Below are 26,488 nucleotides of genomic sequence, written 5' to 3' on the forward strand. Positions count from 1 at the left end.
CGACATAATACAATTATAAAATCCACAAAAAAGCCCTTAGTAATTTAATTACCAAGGGCTTTTTTAATACATTTTAAAAGTAATTATTTTACTTCTTTACCGGCAGCTTGTTGGTCAGCGTGGTAGCTTGAACGAACGAATGGGCCAGAGGCTGCATGTGTAAAGCCAATTTCATCAGCGTACTCTTTCAACGCGTCAAATTCCGCTGGTGGCACGTAACGTTTAACTGGCAAGTGATGCTTAGAAGGCTGTAAGTATTGGCCAACGGTAAGCATGTCAACGTTATGAGCACGTAGATCACGAAGTACTTCTTCTATTTCGCTAATCTCTTCACCTAGACCAACCATTAAGCCAGACTTAGTTTTTACTTCTGGGTGTGCTTCTTTAAAACGACGAAGTAATTCTAACGACCATTTGTAATCGGCACCTGGGCGCGCAAGCTTGTACAAACGCGGTGCTGTTTCTAGGTTGTGGTTAAACACATCAGGCGGTGTCTCAATTAAAATTTCAAGAGCACGGTCCATACGGCCACGGAAATCGGGTACTAAAATTTCGATGGTAATGGTTGGGTTGTGCTTACGAATTTCACGGATACAATCGGCAAAGTGCTGTGCGCCGCCATCACGAAGATCATCACGGTCAACCGAAGTAATTACAACGTAGCTAAGCTTCATGTCTTTAATTGTTAGTGCAAGCTTTTCAGGCTCTGCTGCATCAGGTTTTAATGGGCGACCATGAGCAACATCACAAAATGGGCAACGACGCGTACAAATAGCACCTAAAATCATAAAGGTTGCTGTACCGTGGTTAAAGCACTCTGATAGGTTTGGGCACGATGCCTCTTCACATACTGAGTGTAAGCCGTGCTTACGCATGGCTTGTTTAATACCGTCAATACGCTCTGTTGACTTTGGTAAGCGAATTTTAAGCCACTCTGGCTTACGCAACATTTCAGTTTTTTCTGTTGGTAAAACTTTAACGGGGATCAACGCCATTTTTTCTGCGTCGCGTAGTTTTACACCTGGTTCCATTTTGACTGGTTTACTCATTCGTTTTCAAACCCTTCAGTATGCTTAACCTGTGCTGCATTAAGCTTTTTAATCATGTGTTTTACGAGTCCTTCACCTGCGCTTTGTAGGTTTTGAGGACCCTCTAATTCTTTTGTTTGCACCATATTCATACCGGCATAACCACACGGGTTGATGCGTAAAAATGGACTTAGGTCCATGTTAACATTTAATGCTAAGCCATGAAATGAGCAGCCGCGGCGAACTCTTAAACCTAATGATGCAATTTTGCTGTCGTTAACGTAAACACCAGGGGCGTCGGCTTTAGCGTATGCTTCAATATTGTATTCAGCAAGCGACTCTATAATGCACTCTTCGAGCCAAGTAACAAGTTCACGCACACCTATCTTTAAACGACGTAGGTTAAATAATACGTACATCATTTGTTGGCCAGGGCCGTGGTAGGTAACTTGGCCACCGCGATCAACTTTAATTACTTCAATGTCGCCAGGGGCAAGTAAATGCTCGTCTTTTCCTGCTTGGCCTTGAGTAAATACACTTTCGTGCTCTACAAGCCAAATTTCATCAGGGGTGTTTTCATCACGTGTATCGGTAAAGTCTTGCATTTTTTGCCAAATAGGCATGTAACGCTTGCGACCTAATTGGCGTACGATTAAAGTGTTTTCGCTCACATCAAATCTCAACTATGGCTTAAAGCATATGGCGTACGTCATCGATATTACTGATCACGTTGTAAATTTCTTCAATGTGTTTACCACTTGTAACCGTAGCTACTAGCGTAACAGACTCATAATTACCTTTACTGCTTGGTTTTACTTTTGGTGCGTAGTCGCCCGGAGCAATAGGTTGTAATTTTGCTAATATTTGATCTGTTAAATTAACGTTGGCTAAACCCATAATTTTAAATGTAAATGGGCAAGGGTACTCTAAGTACTCATCAAATTTAGTATTTTTAACTGGTTGAACCACGTTAGTGACTCCTCATACAAAAGTGTGAACTCTATGTAAAGCACGAAGCTTAATACAGATAGGCGTTTAGCAGTGATGCATATATGGGGCGCATTCTAGCATTTTTCAAGCAAAAAAAAACGCCTCACAATGGAGGCGCTTAAATTATATATACTTAGTCATTTACAAGTTATTGCATGATCTGTAAACGTAAGTAGTCATAAATTTTACTAAAGAAGCTGCCTTCTTCCACTTCTTCAAGTGTCACTAGTGGGTATTGCGCAATGTCTTCCCCTTCTAGTTGCAAGAATAAAGTGCCTACTTTAGTGCCTTTAGCTAATGGCGCTTCAAGGGTGTTGTCTAGCTCAAAGTTAGCTTTTAGGTTTTTATGCTGACCACGTGGAATAGTGATAGGTGTGTCTTCTAAAATACCTAACGATACATTTTCTTTGTTACCCATCCAAATGCGCTGCTCTGCAAAGCTGTCGCCCGCTTTGTAAGGTGTAATTGTTTCAAAAAAGCGAAAGCCGTAGTTAAGTAGTTTTTTGCTTTCTACTTTACGTGCACGCTCGCTTGAGGTGCCCATAACAACAGCAATTAAACGCATACCATTTTTAGTGGCTGATGTAACTAAGCTGTAGCCAGCTTCAGATGTGTGGCCTGTTTTTATACCATCTACGTCTAAGCTTTCATCCCATAATAGTGAGTTACGATTGTATTGCTTAATACCATTGTAGGTGTATGATTTTTCTTTATAAATAGCATACTCTTCAGGTACATCTCTGATAAGTGCGGCGCTTAGCGTGGCCATATCACGTGGTGTAGTATAGTGCTCATCAGTATCAAGGCCATGGCTATTAATAAAGTGGCTGTTAGTCATACCTAATTTAGCAGCGTGAGCATTCATTAAGTCGGCAAAAGCACTTTCACTGCCTGCTATGTGCTCAGACATAGCAACACAGGCGTCATTACCTGATTGAATAATAATGCCATGATTGAGCTCATCAACACTAATTTGCTTACCCACTTCGATAAACATTTTTGAAGATTCTGGGAAGTTTTTTGCCCATGCTTTTTCGCTAATTGTAACCATGTCGGTAGGGGCTATGTTACCAACTTTAATTTCTGTACCAATTACATAACTGGTCATCATTTTAGTTAAGCTTGCTGGCGCAAGTTTAGTATCGGCTTCGCCTTCAGCAATAACCTTACCTGTTGTAAAGTCTACTAAAAAATAACCCTTTGCATTAACTTGAGGTGGTGCCGGAATAATTTGGGCGCTGGCTGAAAATACGGCGGCTGAACAAACTAAGCCACATACACCTTTGAGGATTTTATGTTTAATTGATTTCATCATACTCATTAATGGTTAAAGTTAAAAATTCGCGTTACGCCATTCTATACCCAAACACCCCCGAGATGCGAGTGTGGTTAGGCTGGTTTGGGTATTTGTCTTACTGAGTGTAAAGCAAGAACGCGTTTTGAAATTGATTTTGTTTTAATTTTTTTAATATTTTTTCTGCATGTTGGGCGTTTTGTATTGGCCCCAAATGCAATCTGTAAATAGTGTCTTTTTTTACAATGTTTGTTGGTAATTTATATTGTTGGCGTAAGCGTTGTGCAAGGGCTTCAATATTTGCCAATGTACTGCCTGCAGCTACTTGAATATACGTTTTATTAGCAGCAGAATTCGAAAGCGTAACTGCTTCAAGCTTAACCTTTGCTGTACCGTGTGTATAGTAGCCTAGCTTGTATGCGGCCGCATATGACAGGTCGATAATTCTGTCATCATGAAAAGGCCCACGGTCGTTTACGCGTACAATTACTGACTTACCATTTTGCTTGTTTGTAACACGAACAAAACTAGGTAAAGGTAATGTTTTATGCGCTGCCGTCATGGCAAACATATCGTATATTTCACCGTTTGAAGTGTGATAACCGTGAAACTTTCTGCCGTACCACGATGCAATGCCTTCTTCTTTGTAACCCGTTTCGTCAAGCATTGGGGTGTAACGTTTACCTAGCACCTCGTAGGGTCGAGAAGCACTAGCACTTTTTTGCACCTCAGTAACAATAGCATCCTGCATTTCAAGCGCTGTGGGAGCTCTAAGAGGGGCTGAATCATGGCGCATATGGTAACGCCCACTCGAACCACTACTACAGGCACTGACAGTGATAGCGATTAAGATGATTATTAGAGTCTGAGCGAAACGTTGCATTATTTTAAAAGCATCCTTTTGTCTGTCGCAATCGACATAATAATACCAAAGCCGGCCATTAGCGTAATCATCGATGTGCCACCATAACTTATCAAGGGTAAGGGCACACCAACAACAGGTAGTAGTCCTGATACCATGCCAATATTTACAAATATATAAACAAAAAAAGTTAAAGTCAGTGCGCCAGCTAACAGCTTTCCAAATGCGTCTTGTGCATTTACTGCAATATATAAGCTGCGGCCAATTATAAACAAGTACAAGCTAAGTAAAACGCAGACACCAAATAAGCCAAACTCCTCACTTAATACCGAAAAAATAAAATCGGTATGCCGTTCAGGTAAAAACTCAAGTTGTGACTGTGTACCTTGCAACCAGCCTTTACCTTCGACACCGCCAGAACCAATGGCTATTTTAGATTGAATAATATGATAACCCGAGCCAAGAGGGTCGCTCTCCGGATCTAAAAATGTTAGTACGCGTTGTCGTTGATAAGCATGCATACCGTACTGCCAAAATGGCCATGCTGCTAAGGCAACCGCTGCACTTAAAAAGCTAATTAATCGCCAGCTCAAACCTGATAAAAAAAGTACAAATATGCCAGAGCTTGCAATCAGTATTGATGTTCCTAAGTCTGGTTGCTCTTTAATTAATAATGTTGGCAGCATTACTATCGCAAAGCCAAAAATTAAGTGTAGTGGTCGTGGTGGTAAATGTTTACGGCCAATATACCAAGCTACCATCATAGGTACTGCAAGCTTCATTAATTCAGAGGGTTGAAAGCGAGTTAACCCTAAATCAAGCCAACGTTGCGCGCCTTTAGAGCTCACACCAAATAACAACACACCAACCAGCATTAATAACCCAACGCAGTACATCGGTATAGTGAGTCTTTTCAGTGTCGCGGGAGGAATTTGTGCAAGTACTACCATGGCAATGATGGCCACACCCATCCGCGTCATGTGTCTTATCATCATCGCTGACTCTTGGCCACTTGCGCTGTACACAACCGTAATGCTTCCAGCCATCATAAGTAAAATGGCAATAAGTAAAGGCAAATCTAAATGCATGCGCATCCAAATAGAGCGCTTGTCATGCAGGGCGGTCATAGGGTGTTATTCCTTGCCAGTTCAACAGGGTTAGCTGCAAAGTAATAATCCATTAACTGTCTGGCAATAGGTGCGCCAACCGTGCTGCCACCACCATTATTTTCAACAACAATAGACACAACTATTTGAGGATTATTGTAAGGGGCAAACCCCACATAAATGGCATTATCGCGTTGTCGCTCTTTAAGTGATTCTGCATCGTACTTTTCACCTTGTGCAATGCTCACAACTTGTGCCGTGCCCGTTTTACCTGCAGGGTCGTAGTTTACGCCCTTAAACGCTTTGTGGGCGGTACCTGTGACTTTAGTTACGGTATTGTGCATAGCGTCTATGGCTATACGCCAATTGTCAGGATTGTTCAGAACTACAGGTGGCTTTTCTTCGTTATTTATTTGGGCCACATCGTCCTCTTTTTTTGCCACTTGCGCTAAGTGAGGAGGGTGGTTAATCCCTTTGTTAACAAGTATGTTAGTTGCATTAGCAATTTGAATGGGTGTGGCGGTCCAATACCCTTGGCCGATGCCTACAGAAATTGTATCGCCAGGCCACCAAGACTCTTTAAATCTGTTTTCTTTCCATTCTTTTGAAGGCAATATCGCGGTGGTTTCTTCGTGTATATCTATACCCGATAGGTCGCCAAAACCAAAATGCGCCATAAAATTACTAATTTTTGTAATGCCTAATCGGTACGCGGTATCGTAAAAGTACGTATCGCACGACTCTTCAATGGCTTTGTATACATCCACATGGCCATGCCCCCAACGTTTCCAGTCGCGCCATTTGTGCTCAACATTTCGTATTTCAAAAAAGCCCGGGTCCCACATGGTTGTTCCTTCCGTCACCATGTTTTCTTCAAGTGCTAAAATAGCCATATGCGGTTTAATGGTGGATGCTGGTGCGTATCGGCCTTGGGTAGCTCTATTAATGAGTGGGCGATCTGGGTTGAGAAGTGCTTTATAATTTTTACTGCTAATACCGTGTACAAATAAATTGGGGTCGTAGCTTGGGTTCGAATATAGCGCAAGTATACCGCCATCTTTTGCATCCATCACGACAACCGCACCGCGCATGTCTTTGAGTGCATGTTGGGCAATTTGTTGTAAGCCAATATCGAGCGTTAATACTAAATCACTACCTGGCTGTGGGGGAAGCATACTCAGGGTGCGGATAACACGACCACGGTTATTAACTTCTACACGTTGCGAACCGACTTGACCATGCAAGAGTTGCTCGTAGTATTTTTCAATACCGAGTTTGCCAATATCGTGGGTTGCACGATAGTTTGTGGCTTGGCCTTCTTGTTCGAGCTTGTTTAGCTCTTTTCGGTTTAGCTTTGCAACATAACCTAGGGCATGAGTAAGCGTGTCGCCGAATGGGTAATAACGTGCTAAACGGGCTTCGATACTAAAACCGGGAAATTTATGCTGGTTAACCGAAAAGGTAGCAACATCGGCTTCATCAAGGCGAGCTTTAAGTACTTGTGATTTAAAACGGCGCGTGTTTTTTATATCTTTTAAAAAATCTTGTTTTTCTTGTTCTGTAATAGTGATTAGTTGGCTTACTTGCTCAAGTGATTTTTCAAGGTTATCAACCTCCTCGGGGATCACCTCGAGATTATAAACGGGTTTGTTCTCAGCAAGCAGTACACCGTTTCGGTCGTAAATTAAACCGCGATTAGGTGCAATAGGAATAACTTTAATACGGTTGTCGTTGGAGCGGGTTTGATAATCTTGGTGGTCTTTTACTTGAATATTGTAAAGATTAGTAATTAAAACAGCTACTAACCCTAATACAAAAACAAAACCCACAAATGCACGCCGTGCAAACAAATTTGCTTCTGCGGAGTGATCGCGAATAGTGGGTCTTTGTTTTAGCATGGCAAGGCGTTACTCGCGATGATAGGGATGATTGTTATTTAAGCTCCAGCCCCTATATAGGCTTTCTGCAACAATAATTCGCACCAAAGGGTGTGGTAATGTTAGGTTCGATAACGACCATTTTTGCTCCGATGCAGCAATGCATTCTGGAGCAAGTCCTTCAGGGCCGCCAATAAGTAAACTTACATCGCGGCCATCGAGTTGCCATTTTTCCATGTTTTTAGCAAGTTGGTGAGTATCTAGCGCTTTGCCAGTGACTTCTAGCGTAACAATACGATTGCCTTTAGGAATAGCGGCTAATGTTTTTTCGCCTTCAATATGTAAAATACGCTTTATATCGGCATTTTTGCCACGTTTACCGGCGGGTATTTCAATTAGCTCTAAAGCCATATCCTTGGGAAAACGGCGCTGGTATTCAGCAAATCCCGTTTCTACCCACGCTGGCATTTTTGTACCAACAGCAATCATTTGTATTTTCACGAATAACTTCCAAGCGTTGCTTTTAACAAGTGGGTGGTTAGCCCCACAGTTTTTCTAGATCGTAATAGCTACGTGCTTCAGTTTGCATCACGTGTACAACCACATCGCCTAAATCAACCAGTGCCCATTCGCCGTCATTTTCGCCTTCATAGCCTAATGGCTCTGAATCTGCATGACGTGCTTCTTTTGCTAAGTGGTCGGCGATTGATTGAACGTGGCGTTTAGACGTGCCAGTACAAATTACCATGTAATCGGTAATGTCTGATTTATCAGTTACGTCCATGTCAACGATGTCACGCGCTTTCATATCGTCAATTTTATCCATTGCAAAGGCGAGTAGTTGTCTTGAATCCAAGGTTTTGTCTCAATTTAAAAATTTAATGGCGCGTATTTTAACACGCTAGGCATTTTTAAGCATCAATTTGATATAACTGATGCATTTGTATGTAATGACTCACGGCATCGGGTAATAGTTCATTCTTTTTGTTACTTTTTTTAAGATCATCACGAATAGAACTAGAAGCTGCATCAAGCATTTTACCCGGTAAAAAGTAAAGTTTACCACCTAAATGCTCTGTAATAAGAGCGGGGTCATCCACGAGGGCATGTTGCATGTAGTGTTTAAGCTCACCTGTTACCTGACAACTCTGCGCTGGTCGTTGATATACCACAATATGGCAAAGCTCAGTAATTGTTTGCCATTCAAACCACTTATTTAGTGAATTAAATGAATCCATTCCAATCAAAAATAAAATAGGTGTACTTGGGTACTCTTTACGCAGTTCTTGCAGGCTAAGTAATGAGTATGATGGGCCTGAACGATCTAGCTCTCTTAAATCGAGTGCAAAATGAGGGTACGGTTTAATAGCCGCATTGAGCATGTTAACACGATGTTCTGTGCTTATACCTGGTGCTGCTTTGTGGGCAGGTAGTGCGCAGGGCATAAAATACAATGTGCTTAAATTAAATGCGCTTACACATTGCTGAGCCATATTAATATGGCCTAAATGAACGGGGTCGAAGGTACCACCAAAAATAGCAATCATTTTTTTGTCCAACAGGTTAAGCAACTAATTAAGGCTGTGACACGGCATAGGAATATCGAGCGGTTGACAAAACTTAATACAAATATGTGCAAGTGCCTGATAAGGAGCAATTAAGTTGCCTTGTTTATAGCTTGCATCAAATAAAGCAATATCACTATTAATTTGCTCAAGTACAGTAATATTTAGGCGATTAACGGCATTTTGCACCGGCCCTTGCTGATTTTTCCAAATGGCATTTTGTTTAAATAAGCTGGCGATTGGCTCACCATTTAACAATCCCAATTGCACATTCATCAAGGTGTTGAGCTCTTTTGTAATCGCCCACAATATACTCACAACTTCAGTGTTGTCACTGGCTAATTTGTTTAAAACTTTAATGGCTTGTTTGGCATGACCATTTAATAAGGCATCGCTTAAATCAAAAATATCAAATTTGGCTTGATTTAATAGCCCTTGCATAACCAATTGCTGGGTAATAAGTGCGTTGCCATGCAGTAAGGAGAGCTTTTCAAGTTCCTGAAAACACGCTAAAAGGTTACCTTCTGTAGCATTGATAAGGCTTAATTTGGCATCATTTTGCATGTTAAGAGCCAAGCGTTGACATTGATCATCAAGCCACCGTTTTACGTGCGAGCCAGTCAGTGGGTAACAAGGTACAAATACACCTTGTTTGTCGAGCGCTTTAAACCAGGCACCGCGTTGTACTTCTTGGCTCGCTTTTGCACCTTTAATAATTAGTATCGTGTCGGGGTTAACAAGCTCAACGACACGCTTAAAGGTATTACTACCAATTACACCGGGCTTTTGCTGGTTTAGGTCAAACTCAATAATAGTGCGTGCACTAAATAACGACATGCTTTGATATTGCGCTATTATTTCCTGCCAATCAAACCCCTGCATTAAAGTAAATTTAATTACTTCATCAAAGCCTTGTGCTTTGGCAGTATCGCGAATTAGCTGAACACACTGTGCTTCTTGAAAAGGCTCTTCACCAAAAACTAAGTAAAAAGGTTTTAAGCCTTTGTTTAATTCGTTAGGTAATTGATTAGCGTAACAGCGCATTACAGTTGCGACAGCTCTCTAACAATACGACGACTTGCTTGCTTACGAATTTCGTTAATTAGCAGCTCTAGCTCTTTGGCTTTGGCAAGTGCGTTATCGGGGTCGTCTTGATAATTTCTATAAAGCTCAAAGCGTTTTTCTATAGCATCTTTATTGGGGTGTTTTAGAACATATGAAACGCCATAGGCAAGTTCGTATTCAGCAACCTGGCCATTTTTAAATAACGACAACGTTTGGCGTTCTATGGTTTCTTTACGTAAATACAGCTGCGCTACGTTTTTAGATGAAGAGGTAAGTTCAACTTCACTTGCTAACAGCTCTTTTTGTAGCTGTTCAAATAAAGCTGATTTTTCGTCATCACCAATTAGCGTAATGAGTTTTAGATTATCAGGCAGGCTTGACGCTTGCTTTAAGTGAAACCCACAACTAGATAACAAAAAACAGACTAGCGCTAAGGCTAGCCCGTTTTTAATGGCCTTAAATACAGCCATATTAGTTAGCAACCACGTTAAGTAGTTTACCTGGCACGTAAATGATCTTACGAATGGTTTTACCATCAGTAAATTTAGTTACGTTAGCTTCTGCAAAGGCAAGTGTTTCTACTTGTTCTTGCGTTGCATCTGCTGCCACAGTTAGCTTAGCGCGAAGTTTACCGTTTACTTGAACGATGATGAGCTTTTCATCTTCAACCAGGGCTGATTCGTCAACTGTTGGCCATGCTGCATCTAAAATATCACCTTCTTTACCAAGCTCTTCCCACAACTCATGAGATAAATGCGGCGTAATAGGGGCAAGCATAATGATTAACGCTTCAAGTGCCTCATTTGCAATGGCAATGTCTTGTGCATCGTTAAGTGGCGCTTTAATTAACTTATTAGACAGCTCCATGATGGCAGCAATCGCCGTGTTAAACGTTTGACGACGTTCAACATCATCACTTACCTTTGCAATGGCTTTGTGTAATTCGCGACGAAGTACTTTTTGTGGGTTAGTAAGCGCAGACTTTTCAAGTGCTTGGTAACCTGCCGCTTTCACGTCTACTGCGTATTTCCATACACGTTTTAAGAATCTGTGTGCGCCTTCAACGCCAGAGTCTGACCATTCAAGTGTTTGTTCTGGTGGTGCAGTAAACATCATGAATAAACGCACTGTATCAGCACCGTATTGTGCAATTACTTGTTGTGGGTCTATACCGTTATTTTTAGACTTAGACATTTTGCTCATGCCTGAAGAAAATACTGGTTCGCCATCTTCCTTGTGCCATGCTTTAGTAACTCGACCTTTTTCGTCAGTTTCTGTTTCTACATCGCTTGGTGAAATCCAAATATCACCACCTTTCTCATCTTTACGATAGAACGTTTCAGCCAATACCATGCCTTGACATAGTAAGCGGTCAAATGGCTCGTCTGAATTTACTAAACCAAAGTCACGTAATAGTTTATGGAAAAAGCGTGAGTACAATAAGTGTAAAATTGCGTGTTCAATACCACCTATGTATTGGTTTACAGGTAACCAATAGTTAGCGGCTGCTGGGTCTAACATGCCTTCGTCGTAACGTGGGCTACAGTAACGTGCGTAATACCAAGACGATTCCATAAAAGTATCGAAGGTGTCAGTTTCGTGAGTAGCAGGTACGCCGTTAACTGTGGTTTTAGCCCACTCAGGGTCTGCTTTTATTGGTGATGTTACACCATTCATTACCACGTCTTCTGGTAAGCGAACTGGTAACATATCTTCTGTTGCAGCAAGCTCGTTGCCGTTTTCGTCGCTCAGCATTGGAATTGGAGAGCCCCAATAACGTTGGCGGCTAACACCCCAGTCACGTAAGCGGAAGTTTACTTTACGCTCACCCACGCCTAGTGCTTCTAGTTTGTCGGCAATCGCATTAAACGCTGCTGAAAAGTCTAATCCGTCAAATTCGCCAGAGTTTACTAATACACCTTTTTCGGTGAATGCTTCTTGCGCTAGGTTTACTTCAAGGTCTGAGCCTTCAACTGGCGCAATAACTTGTTTAATATCTAGGCCGTATGCATTTGCAAACTCAAAATCACGTTGGTCGTGGGCAGGTACTGCCATTACCGCGCCTGAGCCGTAATGCATAAGCACAAAGTTAGCCACCCAAATAGGCACTTGCTCGCCTGTTAATGGGTGAGTTGCGTAAAAGCCAGTTGCAATACCTTTTTTCTCCATTGTTGCCATATCTGCTTCGGCTACTTTGGTGTTTTTGCATTCTTCAACAAACATTGCAATCGCATCGCTGTTTTTAGCGGCTTCTTGGGCAATAGGGTGTCCACCGGCAACGGCAAGATAAGTTACACCCATAAAAGTATCTGGGCGAGTGGTGTATACGCTAAACTTTTCGTTGTTATCGGTACGCGTAAACTCAATGTCTAAACCTTCAGAGCGGCCAATCCAATTGCGCTGCATGGTTTTAACTTGCTCAGGCCAGTCTTCTAATTTGTCTAAATCGTCTAAAAGCTCTTGTGCGTAGTCGGTAATCTTAATAAACCACTGCGGGATTTCTTTTTGCTCAACCACAGCGCCAGAGCGCCAACCACGACCGTCAATAACTTGTTCGTTAGCAAGTACAGTTTGATCAACCGGATCCCAGTTTACGGTCGACATTTTTTTGTACACTAAGCCTTTTTCGTAAAGCTTAGTAAAAAACCACTGCTCCCACTTATAGTACTCTGGGTGACACGTTGCAATTTCACGATCCCAATCGTAACCAAAACCTAATTGCTTAAGTTGGTTACGCATGTAATCAATGTTTTCGTAAGTCCACTTTGCAGGCGCTGTTTTATTTTTAATAGCGGCGTTTTCTGCAGGTAAACCAAACGCATCCCAGCCCATAGGCTGCATTACGTTTTTGCCTTGCAGGCGCTGGAAACGAGAAACAACATCACCAATGGTGTAGTTACGCACATGACCCATATGCAGTCGACCACTCGGGTAAGGGAACATAGAAAGACAGTAATATTTTTCTTTGCTCTCATCTTCAGTGACTTTAAATACTTGATTTTCTTCCCAGTAGCTTTGTACTTTTGACTCTATATCTTGCGGGTTATATTGCTCTTGCATCTACGATTCCAGACTTCTTGCAAACTAATAAAAAATTGCCGATAGGATAACCCAAATAAAGCACTATTCACAGCGTCAAAAACACCGTTTTGCTAAATTGTAACCTTCATGTCAGATTAACCTATACTTATCTATGTTAAACGTCAGGCGTGTTGACCTGTGTAGATTGAAATTTGCTCAGTTTAGGGTTTTCTAATCACATTATAAAATGTTACCTAGTGGCCTGAGTAAAGATTCATAAATATTGCGTCAACCCAACTCGTTTATTAGCAATTTTGAAGGAGTACATAATGGCAGATTATAAAGCATGGCTTAGTGATTTAAGCGCGTGGCTAAAAGACATCAAAGATCATGAGGTAAAAGATGCGGTAACTCGTTTTGTTGAATCAGAGCAAGCACTTAAAAATTTAGGTGAGGAAAAATATCAGCTCTACCGCAACTACTTAAAACGTGACATAGAGCACCTTAGCGAGAACGATTCCCACTATAATTCGCTTGCATGGCAAGAACTTAAAGAGTCTTTATGGTTTGAACTTTCACATATAGAAGACAAAACTCAGCTGGAATGGCAATCCTTAAACCAAGATTTTAAACATAATGGGGTGTATCACGCAGGTGAATGGATAGCCATGGGCACATTAGTATGTAAGAATTGCACTCATAGTTACGATGTTTATCACGCCACACAAATTTTACCGTGTATTGAGTGTGATGGAATCTATTTTAGTCGTAAGGCACTGCACCCTTAAGCATATGTATTAAGTGGCTGCTGGCCACTTAATACGCCCAAAAGCCAGCGATTATGCTGGTATATAAAGAAGTTAGAATGACGAAAAAACTGCTGCCACTACCTGTATCAACGCTTGCACCTAGTATTTCTGCTAATCACGTACTGACGTGCATGAATAATCCCTACCCAGAGCAACTCAATTTTATTGGGCAACAACGTGCACAAAGTGCGCTGGACTTTTCGCTGGGGATGGAATTACCTGGTTATAACGTTTACGTTATGGGCGAAGCCGCACATGGGCGTTACACACTCGTCAAGGACAAACTAAAACAACATGCCAAAGGCCGAGTAACCCCAAACGAATGGTTGTATGTTAATAACTACGACGACCATCGCGAGCCAATAGCATTGTTTATGCAGGCAGGGCAAAGCAAGCAATTGAGTGACGACATAGACTCATTTTTAGACGAAGTGCTCGACACGTTTCCAGCCGCATTTGATAACCCTGCTTATCAGCGAAAGAAAAAATCAATTGATCGTGAATTTAATGATGCTTACGACAGCGCAATTACCGCCGTTGAAGTGGCTGCGCTTGAGCAAAGCGTTGCACTTGTTGAAGAAAAAAGCTCAGTGGGCTTTGCGCCACTTATTGATGGTAAGCAGTTGAGTGATAGCGAGTTTGCAGAACTAGAAGATGAACTTCGCGAAGAGTTTTTTGAGAAAATAGAAAAACTAGAAGATGCGTTAATTGAAGCACTGATAGAGTTGCCGCGTTGGAAACGTGAATCTAAAGAAAAACTCCGCAACCTTAAAAAGTCGACCGCTGAGCAAGCAACTAAACCACTGTTAAAAGATTTAGAACATAAATACGCCACACATATTGGCGTGCTTCGCTATTTAAAAGACATACGTGTAGAAATTATAGATGCTGTACTTGAATGGCTAGACGATGAAGACGAAAACGAAGAAAATAAAGAAGACTTTGATCGTAAAGGCATGCTCACTGACTTTTTTGCACCCAATATTTTAGTCGAGTTTAAAGAAGACGATGCAGCCCCCGTGGTGTACGAGCCTAACCCTACCTTTGGTAATTTATTTGGCAAAATAGAGTATGCCACTTCACAAGGTACACTAATCACCAGCTACCGCTCAATTCAGCCCGGTGCATTACACCGTGCAAATGGCGGTTATTTGATAATGGATGCTGAAAAAGTAATGGCTAACCCACAGGTGTGGGATGGGCTAAAGTTATCGCTGAAAATGCACCAAATTAAAAATGACTTACCATATCAAGATAGTACAGTAGGCACGAGCTTTACGCTTCGCCCGCAACTGATCCCACTTGATGTAAAAATTATTTTATTAGGCTCGCGCGATTTGTATTACACCATAGGTCAATACGATGAAGAATTCGCAGAGCTATTCAGAGTACTAGCTGATTTTGATTACTACTTACCAAGCAGTGATAAGTTACAGTATCAGTTTATTACTAAAGTGACAGAGTACTGCGAAAAAACGCTTAAGTGCACTACAACGCAAGCCGCTATGGTGAGATTGCTTAAATTTAGTTATCGCCAAGCTGAGCATCATAATAAGCTGTCAGCGCGTTTTGCTGATGTGTTAGAGCTGGTGGCTGAGGCAAGTTACTACGCAAAACAAGATAAGCTAACGGTTATTGATGCGCATCATATTGATGAAGCCATTGAGGGTAAGCAATACCGCACCGGTCAAATTAGTGAAAATATGCTCAGTGATATCAAAGAAGGCCACACGTTAATTGCTACAACCGGACAAGCCATTGGTAAAGTAAATGGCTTAACGGTACTGCACATTGGTGACACGTCGTTTGGTACACCGGCGCGAATTACTGCCACGGTATACGCCGGCGCTGATGGCGTAATAGACGTAGAGCGCGAAGCAGAACTGGGTAAAGCTATTCACTCTAAAGGCGTGATGTTACTTACTGGTTATTTAGGTAATAAATATGCTCAGCAATTTAGCCTTACGCTCAGCGCAAACATTGCAATAGAACAAAGCTATGGCTACATAGACGGCGATAGCGCCTCGTTGGCAGAGCTTTGCGCGTTAATTTCGGCTATTACAAGCTTACCAATAAGCCAATCAATTGCGCTTACGGGGTCTATAAACCAACATGGTGATGTACAAGCCATTGGTGGTGTAAACGAAAAAATAGAAGGCTTTTTTAAGCTGTGTAAAATGCGCGGCTTAACGGGTGAGCAAGGCGTTATTATTCCTAAGTCAAACCAAGTTAATTTGGTTTTAGACGACGAAATACTCAACGCAGTAGAGCAAGGTAAATTTAATATTTACGCAGTAGAGACGGTCGATCAGGCGCTAAATTTACTGATGGATATTGAAGCGGGCGAACTCATCGACGATGTATACCCTGAAAGTTCAGTAAACGGCATCGCACTTGCGCGTTTAAAAGAGATTGCCGATATTGTTAATGGCGATAACGAAGACGATGCGGATGACGAGCTAGAAAACGAAAAACGAGAAGAAGAGAAAAACTAATTATGATCAATATTATTTTGGCGGTTGTGATCGCTATTTTGTGCGTTTTAATATTTAAAAATAGTAAAAAAGCCAAACAACAGGCGATTGCTAATGCGCAAATTGAAAGCGACTATTTAGTGGCAAACGCTAAAGTAGATGGTGTATTGGAAACTGCATCTGGCCTGCAATATAAAGTATTGCACAAAGGAGAAAACAGCAACACACCTAGCCCAACAAGTATGGTCAATGTGCATTACCACGGTACACTCATCGACGGCACTGTGTTTGATAGCTCAGTAGAGCGCAAGTCACCTATCAGCTTTGGTTTACACCAAGTTATTAAAGGGTGGACCGAGGGGTTACAGTTAATGAGCCCGGGAGACAAATTTCAGTTTTATATACCGCACCAATTGGCTTATGGCGAAAAGCGGGTAGGGAGCATTCCACCAGCATCACTGCTTATTTTTGAAGTAGAATTGCTTGCAATAGAGTCATAAAGTTACCGTGTTTGCTCACTTTTAACCGATTAAAAGTGAGCATGACGTACTAACCTGCAAATTCAATGTGTGCTATTTCAAGCTTAAATTTTCCCGCCTGTTTTCCTGCAATCATAAAACCAAGTTGTCTAATATCACTAAAATCAATCACTGGTTGCTGGGCTAGCGTACGACCACGAAAAGTAAGCGTAAAATCGCTTGGGGTAAAATTAATGTTAGTCCATTCATTTTCTATTGTTTTAAATGAGTGTGTATACGCAGGTCCATCAAGGTAGTTGGATGTGCGCAGCCTTAGTTGATACGTTTGACCGTCACCTTTAACACGTAAATTAATAGTATTTGCGTTTTGGCCCTGTGTGTTGAGCTCAGTGCGGATAGAAGCAAACCCTCCGTTATTTTTAAGCGATACATTACCTTCAAATACCAATGCCTCTTTTGTATGGCTTACTTGGCTATTAGACACGCCCCCCATGACCGAATCGTTTACAACGTACCAACGCTGATTGGCGTTAACCTCTGCGCTTAGCAGCAAAGTATTAAATATAAAAAGAGAGGCTAATTGTTTAGTGGTCATTGGGGTTGCTCCTAAAGGCTTTGATTAACTAATACGCTCACACATATAAATTGTTCACTTAACCTAAACTAATTTATTAATAACGCGCAGGGCTTGCTGGCTTTTAAGGATAAAATATGTGAAATCTAGGGTTATTTAGTCGCTGCGCAAAGTTGGCAACTTAGTGGGCTAAATAAAAATTGAGTAAAGCTTCTGCGTCCCGCTCACCCTTTTACCTTCACCTTGAAGGCAACAAACAGTAAATAGCGCTTGTTTGAATTAGCTTGAGCAAAAAATAAAAAGCGCGTAAGTTAAACGCGTTACCTATTTTAATAACAAGAATTAAAATGAAAGCAAAAGAAATAGAACAATTAGAATTATCTAAAACCGAAACTAGAGAAGTCATTACCCCTTATGCATTTAAAGTTGATAACGCTCTGTTAGGCATTCCTCTAGCAACACCTCTTAAACGAGCTTTAGCAATAGTAATAGATGCTGCCCTAATATTTATAGCTGCAAAGCTTAGCGCCACCTTAATTGCGTTTGTTGCTGCTATGGCTTTTTATAAAGGCACCGCGCAGCAATACCTTCCTAAAATGTCGAGTGTATGGAGAAGAATATTAAAAATAATGGCAGCGAGTATTTTATTTGTAAGCGCTCTTGCAGTGCTTTCAATTGGCATAGACTACTTAGAAGACGATAACAGTGAAATCGCCTCAGTTATTCAAGGTGTAAAAATAGAAGACGAAATACAGCTTACTGAGTCAGAAAAACACCGTGTAAACGCCTATTTAATTGAAGTAGTAGACGAGAGCTGTGAGCAGTCTTGCCAACAAAATGCGCTTGATAATTTGATAGGACAAGTACCCAAGTTAGCAGAAATGGACGATCTTCAAAGCCCACAACTTGCTAGAGCACTTTTACAATTATTAGTGCTCAGTGAAAATAACGAAATAAAGCCTGCACAATTAATAGAAGAAAAACCTGCTCAAACAACTACAAACAGTATTTTGCAGTGGGGCAAAGGTATTATTCAAGACTTAGGCTTAGGTTTTGGGTGGGCTGCTGTTTACTTTACGCTATTTTCATTACTTTGGCGTGGTCAAACTCCCGGTAAGAAGGTGTGCAATATACGTGTTGTTGCCTTAAATGGCGAACCACTTGGTTTGCTTGATTGTTTTGGCCGCTACGGTGGTTACGGCGCAGGTTTTGCCACTGGGTTGCTAGGCTTTTTACAAGTGTATTGGGACCCAAATAGGCAAGCCATTCAAGATAAAATATCAGCGACTGTGGTTATACAAGGTAGCGTAAAGCAAATTGTGAATATAGAAACAGTAGAAGAAACCGTAAAAGCTAAATAATTAATAGTTATAGGTACGCAAGTGAAGTTTTTAATGTTGACGATTATCACTTTATTTTTTGCAATCAGTGCAAGTGCTTCCGAGTCGGTTTTATTAGCAAAAAATGATCATATAGAGTCTCGAATTTTAAAAGAGAGGCGATTTTATAGCGTTTACTTACCACCTAGTTATAGCCAAAATACTGATAAAACATACCCTGTAGTTTACTTACTTGATGGTGATAGCACACATTTAAAAGCAGTTGCAGGGCTGGTAGAAGCGCTAAGTACAGAGCGTTTAGAGCAACAAATACAGCAAGCTATTATTGTAGCTATTCCTAACAGCCAAAACGCAATAAGAGAGCGCGACTTTACACCTACCAATGTTGATTGGACGTTTAAGGGTAAATTATTAGAAAGGTTTGAAAATATCGGCAATGCCGCAAATTACAGTGCATTTTTTGAAAAAGAACTTATTCCACATATTAATAAAAACTACCGAACATCAAATAAGCGGGTATTAATTGGTGAGTCTTTTGGTGGCTTGTTTGCAAGTTACGTACTGTTGACTAATCACACATTATTTACAGATTACTTAATAATTGATGCTACCTACATTTGGGATAATAATTATTTAAACCGTTACTTTAAAAATAATCAACTTGAAAATAAAGAGATGGCAGGGAATGTGTATTTTACCTTTGCGAATAACGCAACAGCATTTGGTGATATAGGTAAAACAAATTATCAGTGGGGATTGGCGTTTGCAGATAAATTAAGGAATCACCCAAGTAAAAAATTAACAGTAAAACAGCGTTACTTTGAAAACGAAACACACGGTACCGTTGCTGCACTTAGCTGGTATTATGGATTGAAGGAGTTGTTGGTTTATTTATAGATCAAAAATGATAGCTGACTGCTGACAGCTATTACGCTTATATTAATTTCTAAACCTTACCCCAACTCCACCAATCCCCAATAACGCCACAATTCCCCATACAAACACATTGCCATATTGGCTATACACACTATTACCTTGTATCAATTTTACATCGGCTTTTAATACAGCGGCTTCAAACTGTGGCATGGTTTGTTGTGTATTGCTTAGCGGGTCGTATACGGCGCTTACACCGTTGTTGGTAACACGTACCAGCGGGCGTTGTAACTCAAGGGCACGCATGCGGGCAATTTGCATGTGTTGCAATGGCCCAATTGATTGACCAAACCACGCGTCGTTACTGACAGTAAATAATATATCTGAGTTAGTTTTATAATTGCCGCGTACTAAATCGGCAAATACTATTTCGAAGCAAATAGCAGGGAGCAGATTAAAGCCATTGGCGCGCAAGTTGTTTTGTATTCTGTCGCCTCGTGAAAATGAGGACATAGGTAAATCAAACAAAGGCGCGATTGGGCGCAGAATATCTTGAAACGGTACAAATTCTCCAATCGGCAGTAACTGGTGTTTTTGATAGCGATTTTTACTGAGGTATTCATAATGGCCGTGCTCGTCGCCGCGCTCTTTGTTACCCAGAACTATAAGTGTATTAAATATGGCTTTAGTATCGATTTGGTAGTCAACAATGCCCGTAATAAGGGCGGTTTCATTAAATGAGGCTGCGCTATCTAGCCCAGCTAAGTAGCTGTCGGCAAGGGCTTCTATTTCAGGAACTGCGGCTTCAGGCCAAACAATTAAATCAGCATCCCAATGTGGGCGAGTCATGTCTTGGTATTTGCTCATGGTGGTCCAAAACTCGCTCGGCTCAAAGCGAAGGTGCTGCTTTATATTGCCTTGTACTAGTAAAGTCGACATTGATTTACCTGAGTACTCAACGGTGTTTGTTGCACGCGAACCAATACACAAAACAGTAAATACAGTAAGCGTAACCAGCGGGGTCTTTATGTCTTTTTGTGTTATCCGGTACAGTGCAAAGCCAATGGCAATACATACTAAAGTCAATCCAAATTCACCAATGTAAGGGGCCAGTATATTTAATGGTCCATCGGTTTGGGTATACCCAAAACTTAACCACGGAAACCCGGTAAGGACCACCCCCCGTAAATATTCACTCAGAGCAAAAAAGCTAATAAGCAGCAAACCAAAGCTATTTGTGCTGGTGGCAAAACGAGTTGTTAAGTAGAACGCTAAGGCGGGATAAAGCGCTAAGTAGCCGCACAATAGTGCCATTAACGAAAAAGAGGCTACAAGCGGCATACCGCCAAAGGTAGCTATAGACACATGTACCCAACTAATACCTGCACCAAACCAGCCTAAACCAAATATAAAACCATATTTAGCGGCATTCTTCGCATGGGCTTTTCCGGTATTGTTTGGATTAATACAAAAAATGACAGCTGCAATACTAATAAATGCAATTGGCCAAATTTCAAAAGGGGAGTAGCTAAAAGTTAAAATAAGGCCCGCAATAAATGCGAGCCATGATTTTATATCTTTTGCTAATAGGGTCAGTCTAGTTAGCAGTTTCTTCACTGTCGGTGTCATCAGCCTTAGGAACGGTGACTTGCAGTTGCAAGATACGACGATTGTCGGCATTGGTTACTTTAAATTGGTAACCATCTATGTCTATTGTTTCACCACGGCTAGGCATATGGCCAAATGCATGTAAAACGGTGCCACCAATAGTGTCGGCTTCTTCTGTGCTATACCCTGTACTGAAGTGCTCGTTAAAGTCATCTACTGGCGTTAAGGCCTGAACAACATGAACGTGTTTTGCAAGTTGACGAATATCTTGTTGTTCTTCTTCTTCGTCGTGCTCGTCTTCTATTTCCCCAACAATGGTTTCAAGAATATCTTCAATTGTAACGAGTCCCGATACACCGCCGTATTCATCAATAACGACAGCCATATGATAGCGTTGCTGACGAAATTCATTAAGCAGAGTGTCAACACGTTTGCTCTCAGGTACGACCATGGCAGGGCGTAAGTAATCGCGTATTGAAGGTAAATGCTCGTCTTTATTTAAGATAAGCGGCAGCAAATCTTTAGCAAGTAAAAAACCTTCTACGTGATCTTTGTCTTCAATCACCACAGGGAAGCGTGAGTGAGTTGAGTCAACCATCATGGGTATTAGCTCTTCAAGCGGGCTGTCGATCTCAAGAGTGACCATTTGTGAGCGCGGGATCATTATGTCTCGCACTTTAAGCTCAGATACACTAAGCACACCTTCAATCATTTCTTTTGTTTCTGGATCGATTACGTCTCGTTCTTGCGCATCGGCAATCACTTCGACCAGCTCTTCTCTATTCTGGGGTTCCCCTTGCAGCATTTGGGTTATTCTACCCAACCACGTTTTGCCAGAAGAACCCTGGCTAGATTGCGAGTTACCGTCGCTCATTGCGTCTAATTGCTCCGTTAATTTAAATTTCGTCCCGGTATGGGTCTGCTATATTTAGCTCTGCAAGTAATTGCTTTTCTATGCTTTCCATTTGCAAAGCGTCTTCACTCTTTATATGGTCAAATCCAAGTAAATGCAAGCACCCATGAATGACCATGTGGGCAAAGTGGTCATGAAATGACTTCTCTTGCTCCACTGCTTCAGCCAATACAATGGCTGGGCAAATAACTAAGTCACCAACAAGGGGAAGCTCTATTCCTGGTGGCGCTTCAAATTCAAACGACAATACGTTAGTGGGTTTGTTTTTACCCCGGTAGTCGTTATTAAGTTGTTGTGATTGCGCTTCGTCGCTAATTACTATGGTGAGTTCTGACTCATCACGATATTGGCTTAACGCTTTATCAGCCCATAATGCAAATTGGGCTTCACTAGGGAGGTTGTCAAACTCACAGGCTATTTGTAAATCAAGTTCGGTTGTCAAAGTATTACTCTTTAGTAGTAGAGTTAAGTTGAGCAGCTAGCTCGTCTTTTGCTTTTTGCTTTTCAATTCGCTTCAAGCGCTCGCTCTCATCGTTACGCTCGTATGCTTCAACAATGCGCGCAACAACAGGGTGGCGCACTACATCGTGTGCTTTGAAGTAGTTAAAACTAATTTCATCTACGCTATCGAGCACTTCTATAGCATGGCGTAGGCCAGAGCGTGTACCGCGCGGTAAATCAACTTGGGTTATATCACCAGTGATCACCGCTTTTGAATTAAACCCTATACGGGTTAAAAACATTTTCATTTGTTCTGCTGTGGTATTTTGACTTTCATCTAAAATAATAAACGCATCGTTTAATGTACGACCACGCATATAAGCAAGGGGTGCAACTTCAATGATATTTTTTTCTATTAGCTTTTCGACTTTTTCAAAACCGAGCATCTCGAATAGCGCATCGTAAAGCGGGCGCAGGTATGGGTCAATTTTTTGGCTTAAGTCACCAGGTAAAAAACCAAGCTTTTCACCAGCTTCTACAGCGGGGCGCGTTAACAAAATACGACGAATTTCTTGTCGCTCAAGGGCATCAACTGCGGCAGCTACTGCTAGATAGGTTTTACCTGTACCAGCAGGGCCTATACCAAAAGTAATGTCGTGATTTAATATATTGGCAACGTAAAGGCCTTGGTTGTCGTTTCGGGGCTTAATAACACCACGGCGCGTTTTTATAACCATTTCTTTGCCGTATGCACTGCTTGAAGCATCTTGCTCTAGGGCTTTAGATTCTGTAATTGCCAAGTGAACATTATCAGGTTCTATTTCACCAATAACACCGCGTACAGGTTGAGTATCAACATATAGATTTTTTAAGATTTCGACCGCAGAGGCACTATTGAGTAGTTTTCCCGTTACTTTAAAAAAGTTGTCACGGTGAATAATTTCAACAGCTAGGCGGCGTTCAATTTGTTTGATGTTTTCGTCAAACGGGCCACATAAAGAAGATAGGCGTTTGTTATCGGCAGGTTCTAAATAAATCTCTAATGTTTTTAACTGATTACTCAAAATTGCTTCCTATAGAACGGCGCCAGTATTTACTGGCGCTAGGTATATTGACTAAGGAACGAAAGTAGCTACGCCAATCTCGTTAACAGTCTCTGGTTTTGGCTCACTGCTTGCTGCTTTGGTTAAAATAGCTGATGGAGCGATATCGCGTCGTAAGTTCATTTCTGATTCTGTACGAATTAAGTCACCACGTAAAGAGTTAGGCAGTGCTTCAGTGATACGTACGTCAACGAACTGGCCGATCACCGAATGTGGACCAACAAAGTTAACAACACGGTTATTCTCGGTACGACCGCGTAATTCCATTGGATTCTTTTTCGATGGACCTTCAACCAAAATACGCTGTTCTGTATCGAACATTTGGCGGCTAATGTGCTGTGCCATTTGTGTAATACGGTTCTGTAACAGGTATAAGCGTTCTTTTTTCTCTTGCTCAGTTACGTCGTCTGGTAAGTCGGCAGCAGGCGTACCAGGGCGTGCGCTGTAAATAAAGCTAAAGCTCATATCAAACCCAATATCGTTGATAAGGTTCATCGTGGCTTCAAAATCAGCTTTACTCTCTCCCGGGAACCCGATGATGAAATCTGACGACATGCTTAAGTTAGGGCGAATTTTACGCAGCTTTCTAATTGTTGATTTGTATTCAAGTGCCGTATGGCCGCGTTTCATTAGGTTTAGTATACGGTCAGAGCCACTTTGTACCGGTAAGTGTAAGTGATCTACAAGCTCTGGTACGTCAGCATATGCATCTATAATATCTGGTGTAAACTCTACTGGATGCGATGTTGTATAACGAATACGGTCAATACCATCAATTGCAGCAATTAATCGAATTAAATCGGAGAAGTAACAAATGTCGCCATCGTGAGTATCACCACGGTATGCGTTCACATTTTGCCCCAATAGATTTACTTCACGCACGCCTTGCTCTGCAAGTTGTGCCACTTCAAGGAGTACGTCATCAACTGGGCGGCTAACTTCTTCGCCACGGGTATAAGGTACAACACAAAAGGTACAATACTTAGAACACCCTTCCATTATTGATACAAACGCAGAAGGGCCCTCAGCTTTTGGCTCAGGTAGGCGGTCAAACTTTTCAATTTCTGGGAACGAAATATCAACAACTGACGAACCTTTATTACCTTGCACTTGCTTAATCATTTCAGGTAAACGGTGCAGTGTTTGTGGGCCAAAAATAACATCTACAAATGGAGCTCGCTGGCGAATAGAATCACCTTCTTGAGAGGCAACACAACCGCCTACACCAATAATTAGCTCTGGCTTGTCGTCTTTTAACAACTTCCAACGGCCTAATTGGTGAAATACTTTTTCTTGTGCTTTTTCACGAATTGAACAGGTGTTAAGTAAGATTACGTCGGCATCTGTTGCATCTTCAGTTAGCTGGTAGCCATTGGTGGCATCTAAAAGTTCAGCCATTTTCTGAGAGTCGTATTCGTTCATCTGACAACCCCAGGTTTTGATATGCAGCTTTTTGCTCATTGAAATTTAGCCTCGTGTTCAATTCGATAATGGCACAAATATGTGCTTGAAACAGAATTAAGGAGCAAGCTTGCTCACTTAAAGGACGCGTATTTTAGCTGGATACCCGCCCAGATCCAAGTATAGTTTTCATGTTTGTGATCTCAAATCAAACTCAGACGAGTTTAATAGCTTGATAGTTATATACTCTCGCACTATAGCGGTGAGTTACGGTACAATTAAAATAGATTAACGTATTAACAAAATGATGAAAAACATGACTCAAAATAATGTGATAGTGGTTGGCGGCGGCATGGTTGGTGCGGCAATGGCAATAAAATTAGCACAACAGGGTAAGTCAGTGCGCATTATCGAAAAACACCTAATCGATCCGCCTCATGTTTTGAGTAATGACAACGTTGATATAAGAGTATCGGCTATTAATCGTTTTTCTGAAAAGTTACTCGATGGTTTAGGGGCTATGCCCATTTTAAGAAAAGGCCGGATTGCGCCATACCAACAGTTAGAAGCTTTTGAACGCGGCGACGATAAATTGTTATTTGATTGCGCCGACATTAATACCACGCATTTGGGCCACTTAATCGAAAACAGTTTAATACAAGCCAGTTTATGGATGCAGTTTGAGCAATACGATATTGAAGTCATCGAGCAAAAACAGGTTGTTAGTAAAATTGAACAAAATGCCGATTCGATTACCTTGGTATATGGCGAGCAACGTTATACCGCAAGCTTAGTGGTTGCAGCCGATGGCGGACAATCACAATTACGAACTAAAGCAAATATTGGTGTAACCGGTTGGCAGTACCAGCAGCAATGTATGGGCGTACTTATTAAATTGGACGCGCCTCAACAAATAAAGACATGGCAGCAATTTACGCCATCAGGCCCGTTGGCTTTTTTACCTATGCAAGCACCTTACGCTAATTTAATTTGGTATGACGATGCCAACACATTAAACACATTTAAAGGATTAGATGGAGCACAATTAAAAAGTCATATTTTGGCTAAGTTCCCTGGCCTTGTAGGCGATTTTGAAGTGCAAAGTCATGCTGTGTTTCCAATTACTCGTCAACATGCTAATAATTATTCTTATGGTCGTTTGGTGTTAGTAGGCGATGCTGCGCACACTATTAATCCATTGGCTGGGCAGGGCGTTAACTTGGGTTTCCAGGACGTGGTCGCCTTAGCCACTATATTAAATGATGCAACCGACGTCGGATGCGCGTTAAAGCTGCAAGAGTACGAACGCACTCGCCGAAAAGCTAACTTATTAATGATGAGTATGATGGATGCCTGCTATTTTGGTTTTTCAAACCAAATAGCCCCACTAAAATGGGCGCGTAGCCAATTTTTAAAAATGGCTAACAATACTGGGGTGGTAAAAAACTGGGTATTAAAGTACGCAATTAGCGGTGAATTTAGCTAAGAATATGCGTTTACATTTAAGATATGTATTTTACTCATTAAACCAATTTGTAATCCTTTGACTATTCAGCCCTTAAAATGAGAGCTTAAAAGTTATTTTAAAGCTCTTAATCCTAATTTTATTTCCCTTTTACGTATATTTGCCATACTCAAGTAATAAGAAGTCTTTAGCTTGAGGGC

At 41.3% G+C, this 26,488-nt stretch carries 25 protein-coding genes; 6 read left to right on the top strand and 19 right to left on the bottom strand.

Annotation, left to right across the window (positions count from 1 at the left end):
• Nucleotides 1-83: 83 nt before the first annotated feature.
• From lipA to leuS, 13 genes are all read right to left on the bottom strand, one after another.
• On the bottom strand, nucleotides 84-1,049 hold the full coding sequence (gene lipA / locus PMAN_RS03755; protein WP_010555987.1) for a lipoyl synthase: 966 nt from the start codon (nucleotides 1,047-1,049) through the stop codon (nucleotides 84-86).
• Nucleotides 1,046-1,699 (bottom strand): lipoyl(octanoyl) transferase LipB, encoded by a 654-nt coding sequence (gene lipB, locus PMAN_RS03760; protein ID WP_010555988.1) that lies wholly within the window; start codon nucleotides 1,697-1,699, stop codon nucleotides 1,046-1,048. Before lipB ends, lipA begins: the two co-directional genes overlap by 4 nt.
• A 19-nt stretch (nucleotides 1,700-1,718) precedes the next feature.
• Entirely contained in the window at nucleotides 1,719-1,997 is a 279-nt protein-coding gene (gene ybeD, locus PMAN_RS03765; protein WP_006793392.1) for a DUF493 family protein YbeD, read from the bottom strand.
• A gap of 169 nt (nucleotides 1,998-2,166) precedes the next feature.
• The gene (locus PMAN_RS03770) at nucleotides 2,167-3,330 is read right to left on the bottom strand and encodes a serine hydrolase (RefSeq protein WP_008128128.1); all 1,164 of its coding nucleotides are present in this window, start codon (nucleotides 3,328-3,330) and stop codon (nucleotides 2,167-2,169) included.
• A gap of 100 nt (nucleotides 3,331-3,430) precedes the next feature.
• Nucleotides 3,431-4,195 (bottom strand): septal ring lytic transglycosylase RlpA family protein, encoded by a 765-nt coding sequence (locus tag PMAN_RS03775; RefSeq protein WP_033034943.1) that lies wholly within the window; start codon nucleotides 4,193-4,195, stop codon nucleotides 3,431-3,433.
• Nucleotides 4,195-5,301: a rod shape-determining protein RodA gene (gene rodA, locus PMAN_RS03780; protein WP_006793395.1), complete on the bottom strand. Its 1,107-nt coding sequence runs from the start codon at nucleotides 5,299-5,301 to the stop codon at nucleotides 4,195-4,197. The genes PMAN_RS03775 and rodA overlap by 1 nt, the downstream gene beginning before the upstream one ends.
• The gene (gene mrdA, locus PMAN_RS03785; protein ID WP_010555990.1) at nucleotides 5,298-7,178 is read right to left on the bottom strand and encodes a penicillin-binding protein 2; all 1,881 of its coding nucleotides are present in this window, start codon (nucleotides 7,176-7,178) and stop codon (nucleotides 5,298-5,300) included. The genes rodA and mrdA overlap by 4 nt, the downstream gene beginning before the upstream one ends.
• A 9-nt stretch (nucleotides 7,179-7,187) precedes the next feature.
• On the bottom strand, nucleotides 7,188-7,658 hold the full coding sequence (gene rlmH, locus PMAN_RS03790; protein ID WP_002958522.1) for a 23S rRNA (pseudouridine(1915)-N(3))-methyltransferase RlmH: 471 nt from the start codon (nucleotides 7,656-7,658) through the stop codon (nucleotides 7,188-7,190).
• A gap of 37 nt (nucleotides 7,659-7,695) precedes the next feature.
• Complete coding sequence (gene rsfS, locus PMAN_RS03795; RefSeq protein WP_010555991.1) at nucleotides 7,696-8,013, bottom strand: ribosome silencing factor; 318 nt, start codon at nucleotides 8,011-8,013, stop codon at nucleotides 7,696-7,698.
• 55 nt (nucleotides 8,014-8,068) lie between these two features.
• Nucleotides 8,069-8,704, bottom strand: a complete 636-nt coding sequence (gene nadD, locus PMAN_RS03800) for a nicotinate-nucleotide adenylyltransferase (RefSeq protein WP_010555992.1) — start codon at nucleotides 8,702-8,704, stop codon at nucleotides 8,069-8,071.
• 24 nt (nucleotides 8,705-8,728) lie between these two features.
• Complete coding sequence (gene holA, locus PMAN_RS03805; protein WP_010555993.1) at nucleotides 8,729-9,766, bottom strand: DNA polymerase III subunit delta; 1,038 nt, start codon at nucleotides 9,764-9,766, stop codon at nucleotides 8,729-8,731.
• Nucleotides 9,766-10,257 (bottom strand): LPS-assembly lipoprotein LptE, encoded by a 492-nt coding sequence (locus PMAN_RS03810; RefSeq protein ID WP_006793400.1) that lies wholly within the window; start codon nucleotides 10,255-10,257, stop codon nucleotides 9,766-9,768. The genes holA and PMAN_RS03810 overlap by 1 nt, the downstream gene beginning before the upstream one ends.
• Nucleotide 10,258: 1 nt before the next feature.
• On the bottom strand, nucleotides 10,259-12,847 hold the full coding sequence (leuS, locus tag PMAN_RS03815) for a leucine--tRNA ligase (RefSeq protein WP_010555994.1): 2,589 nt from the start codon (nucleotides 12,845-12,847) through the stop codon (nucleotides 10,259-10,261).
• A gap of 290 nt (nucleotides 12,848-13,137) precedes the next feature.
• On the opposite strand from leuS, the gene PMAN_RS03820 reads away from it, so the two are divergent.
• From PMAN_RS03820 to PMAN_RS03830, 3 genes are all read left to right on the top strand, one after another.
• Nucleotides 13,138-13,596, top strand: a complete 459-nt coding sequence (locus PMAN_RS03820) for a zinc ribbon-containing protein (RefSeq protein WP_010555995.1) — start codon at nucleotides 13,138-13,140, stop codon at nucleotides 13,594-13,596.
• 77 nt (nucleotides 13,597-13,673) lie between these two features.
• Nucleotides 13,674-16,112, top strand: a complete 2,439-nt coding sequence (locus PMAN_RS03825; protein ID WP_010555996.1) for a Lon protease family protein — start codon at nucleotides 13,674-13,676, stop codon at nucleotides 16,110-16,112.
• A 2-nt stretch (nucleotides 16,113-16,114) separates the two neighbouring features.
• Nucleotides 16,115-16,591 carry a BamJ family beta-barrel-assembly machinery protein gene (locus PMAN_RS03830; protein ID WP_010555997.1) on the top strand — a complete coding sequence of 159 codons (477 nt, stop codon included), beginning with the start codon at nucleotides 16,115-16,117 and terminating at the stop codon, nucleotides 16,589-16,591.
• Between the two features lie 49 nt (nucleotides 16,592-16,640).
• On the opposite strand, the gene PMAN_RS03835 is transcribed toward PMAN_RS03830, so the two are convergent.
• The gene (locus PMAN_RS03835; RefSeq protein ID WP_010555998.1) at nucleotides 16,641-17,165 is read right to left on the bottom strand and encodes a CIA30 family protein; all 525 of its coding nucleotides are present in this window, start codon (nucleotides 17,163-17,165) and stop codon (nucleotides 16,641-16,643) included.
• A 326-nt stretch (nucleotides 17,166-17,491) separates the two neighbouring features.
• Between PMAN_RS03835 and PMAN_RS03840 the strand changes: the two genes are divergently transcribed.
• A complete protein-coding gene (locus tag PMAN_RS03840) occupies nucleotides 17,492-18,505 on the top strand; it encodes an RDD family protein (protein ID WP_010555999.1) in 1,014 nt (337 codons plus the stop codon).
• Between the two features lie 33 nt (nucleotides 18,506-18,538).
• Entirely contained in the window at nucleotides 18,539-19,381 is an 843-nt protein-coding gene (locus tag PMAN_RS03845; protein ID WP_422613657.1) for an alpha/beta hydrolase, read from the top strand.
• A 42-nt stretch (nucleotides 19,382-19,423) separates the two neighbouring features.
• On the opposite strand, the gene lnt is transcribed toward PMAN_RS03845, so the two are convergent.
• Genes lnt through miaB form a run of 5 tightly spaced genes read right to left on the bottom strand, consistent with a single transcriptional unit; the run spans nucleotide 19,424 to nucleotide 24,883 of the window.
• A complete protein-coding gene (gene lnt / locus PMAN_RS03850; protein ID WP_010556001.1) occupies nucleotides 19,424-20,974 on the bottom strand; it encodes an apolipoprotein N-acyltransferase in 1,551 nt (516 codons plus the stop codon).
• Nucleotides 20,955-21,839 carry a CNNM family magnesium/cobalt transport protein CorC gene (gene corC, locus PMAN_RS03855; RefSeq protein WP_006793412.1) on the bottom strand — a complete coding sequence of 295 codons (885 nt, stop codon included), beginning with the start codon at nucleotides 21,837-21,839 and terminating at the stop codon, nucleotides 20,955-20,957. Before corC ends, lnt begins: the two co-directional genes overlap by 20 nt.
• A 22-nt stretch (nucleotides 21,840-21,861) precedes the next feature.
• Nucleotides 21,862-22,320 (bottom strand): rRNA maturation RNase YbeY, encoded by a 459-nt coding sequence (ybeY, locus tag PMAN_RS03860; protein ID WP_006793413.1) that lies wholly within the window; start codon nucleotides 22,318-22,320, stop codon nucleotides 21,862-21,864.
• A 4-nt stretch (nucleotides 22,321-22,324) separates the two neighbouring features.
• A complete protein-coding gene (locus PMAN_RS03865) occupies nucleotides 22,325-23,383 on the bottom strand; it encodes a PhoH family protein (protein ID WP_006793414.1) in 1,059 nt (352 codons plus the stop codon).
• Nucleotides 23,384-23,434: 51 nt separating this feature from the next.
• A complete protein-coding gene (gene miaB, locus PMAN_RS03870; RefSeq protein WP_010556002.1) occupies nucleotides 23,435-24,883 on the bottom strand; it encodes a tRNA (N6-isopentenyl adenosine(37)-C2)-methylthiotransferase MiaB in 1,449 nt (482 codons plus the stop codon).
• Between the two features lie 244 nt (nucleotides 24,884-25,127).
• Here miaB and PMAN_RS03875 point away from each other — a divergent pair, with 244 nt between their 5' ends.
• Nucleotides 25,128-26,309, top strand: a complete 1,182-nt coding sequence (locus PMAN_RS03875) for an FAD-dependent monooxygenase (RefSeq protein WP_033034951.1) — start codon at nucleotides 25,128-25,130, stop codon at nucleotides 26,307-26,309.
• Nucleotides 26,310-26,488: the final 179 nt, after the last annotated feature.

Origin of the sequence: Pseudoalteromonas marina (genome assembly GCF_000238335.3) — a bacterium.
Lineage (GTDB): Bacteria > Pseudomonadota > Gammaproteobacteria > Enterobacterales > Alteromonadaceae > Pseudoalteromonas > Pseudoalteromonas marina.

Coding starts and splice junctions, on each gene's coding strand:
- PMAN_RS03810 (WP_006793400.1), bottom strand. CDS start 10,257: ATGGCTGTATTTAAGGCCATTAAAAACGGGCTAGCCTTAGCGCTAGTC.
- PMAN_RS03835 (WP_010555998.1), bottom strand. CDS start 17,165: ATGACCACTAAACAATTAGCCTCTCTTTTTATATTTAATACTTTGCTG.
- PMAN_RS03770 (WP_008128128.1), bottom strand. CDS start 3,330: ATGAAATCAATTAAACATAAAATCCTCAAAGGTGTATGTGGCTTAGTT.
- mrdA (WP_010555990.1), bottom strand. CDS start 7,178: ATGCTAAAACAAAGACCCACTATTCGCGATCACTCCGCAGAAGCAAAT.
- PMAN_RS03845 (WP_422613657.1), top strand. CDS start 18,539: ATGTTGACGATTATCACTTTATTTTTTGCAATCAGTGCAAGTGCTTCC.
- holA (WP_010555993.1), bottom strand. CDS start 9,766: ATGCGCTGTTACGCTAATCAATTACCTAACGAATTAAACAAAGGCTTA.
- PMAN_RS03820 (WP_010555995.1), top strand. CDS start 13,138: ATGGCAGATTATAAAGCATGGCTTAGTGATTTAAGCGCGTGGCTAAAA.
- PMAN_RS03825 (WP_010555996.1), top strand. CDS start 13,674: ATGACGAAAAAACTGCTGCCACTACCTGTATCAACGCTTGCACCTAGT.
- corC (WP_006793412.1), bottom strand. CDS start 21,839: ATGAGCGACGGTAACTCGCAATCTAGCCAGGGTTCTTCTGGCAAAACG.
- rodA (WP_006793395.1), bottom strand. CDS start 5,301: ATGACCGCCCTGCATGACAAGCGCTCTATTTGGATGCGCATGCATTTA.
- PMAN_RS03830 (WP_010555997.1), top strand. CDS start 16,115: ATGATCAATATTATTTTGGCGGTTGTGATCGCTATTTTGTGCGTTTTA.
- PMAN_RS03775 (WP_033034943.1), bottom strand. CDS start 4,195: ATGCAACGTTTCGCTCAGACTCTAATAATCATCTTAATCGCTATCACT.
- leuS (WP_010555994.1), bottom strand. CDS start 12,847: ATGCAAGAGCAATATAACCCGCAAGATATAGAGTCAAAAGTACAAAGC.
- miaB (WP_010556002.1), bottom strand. CDS start 24,883: ATGAGCAAAAAGCTGCATATCAAAACCTGGGGTTGTCAGATGAACGAA.
- PMAN_RS03875 (WP_033034951.1), top strand. CDS start 25,128: ATGATGAAAAACATGACTCAAAATAATGTGATAGTGGTTGGCGGCGGC.
- lipA (WP_010555987.1), bottom strand. CDS start 1,049: ATGAGTAAACCAGTCAAAATGGAACCAGGTGTAAAACTACGCGACGCA.
- nadD (WP_010555992.1), bottom strand. CDS start 8,704: ATGATTGCTATTTTTGGTGGTACCTTCGACCCCGTTCATTTAGGCCAT.
- PMAN_RS03840 (WP_010555999.1), top strand. CDS start 17,492: ATGAAAGCAAAAGAAATAGAACAATTAGAATTATCTAAAACCGAAACT.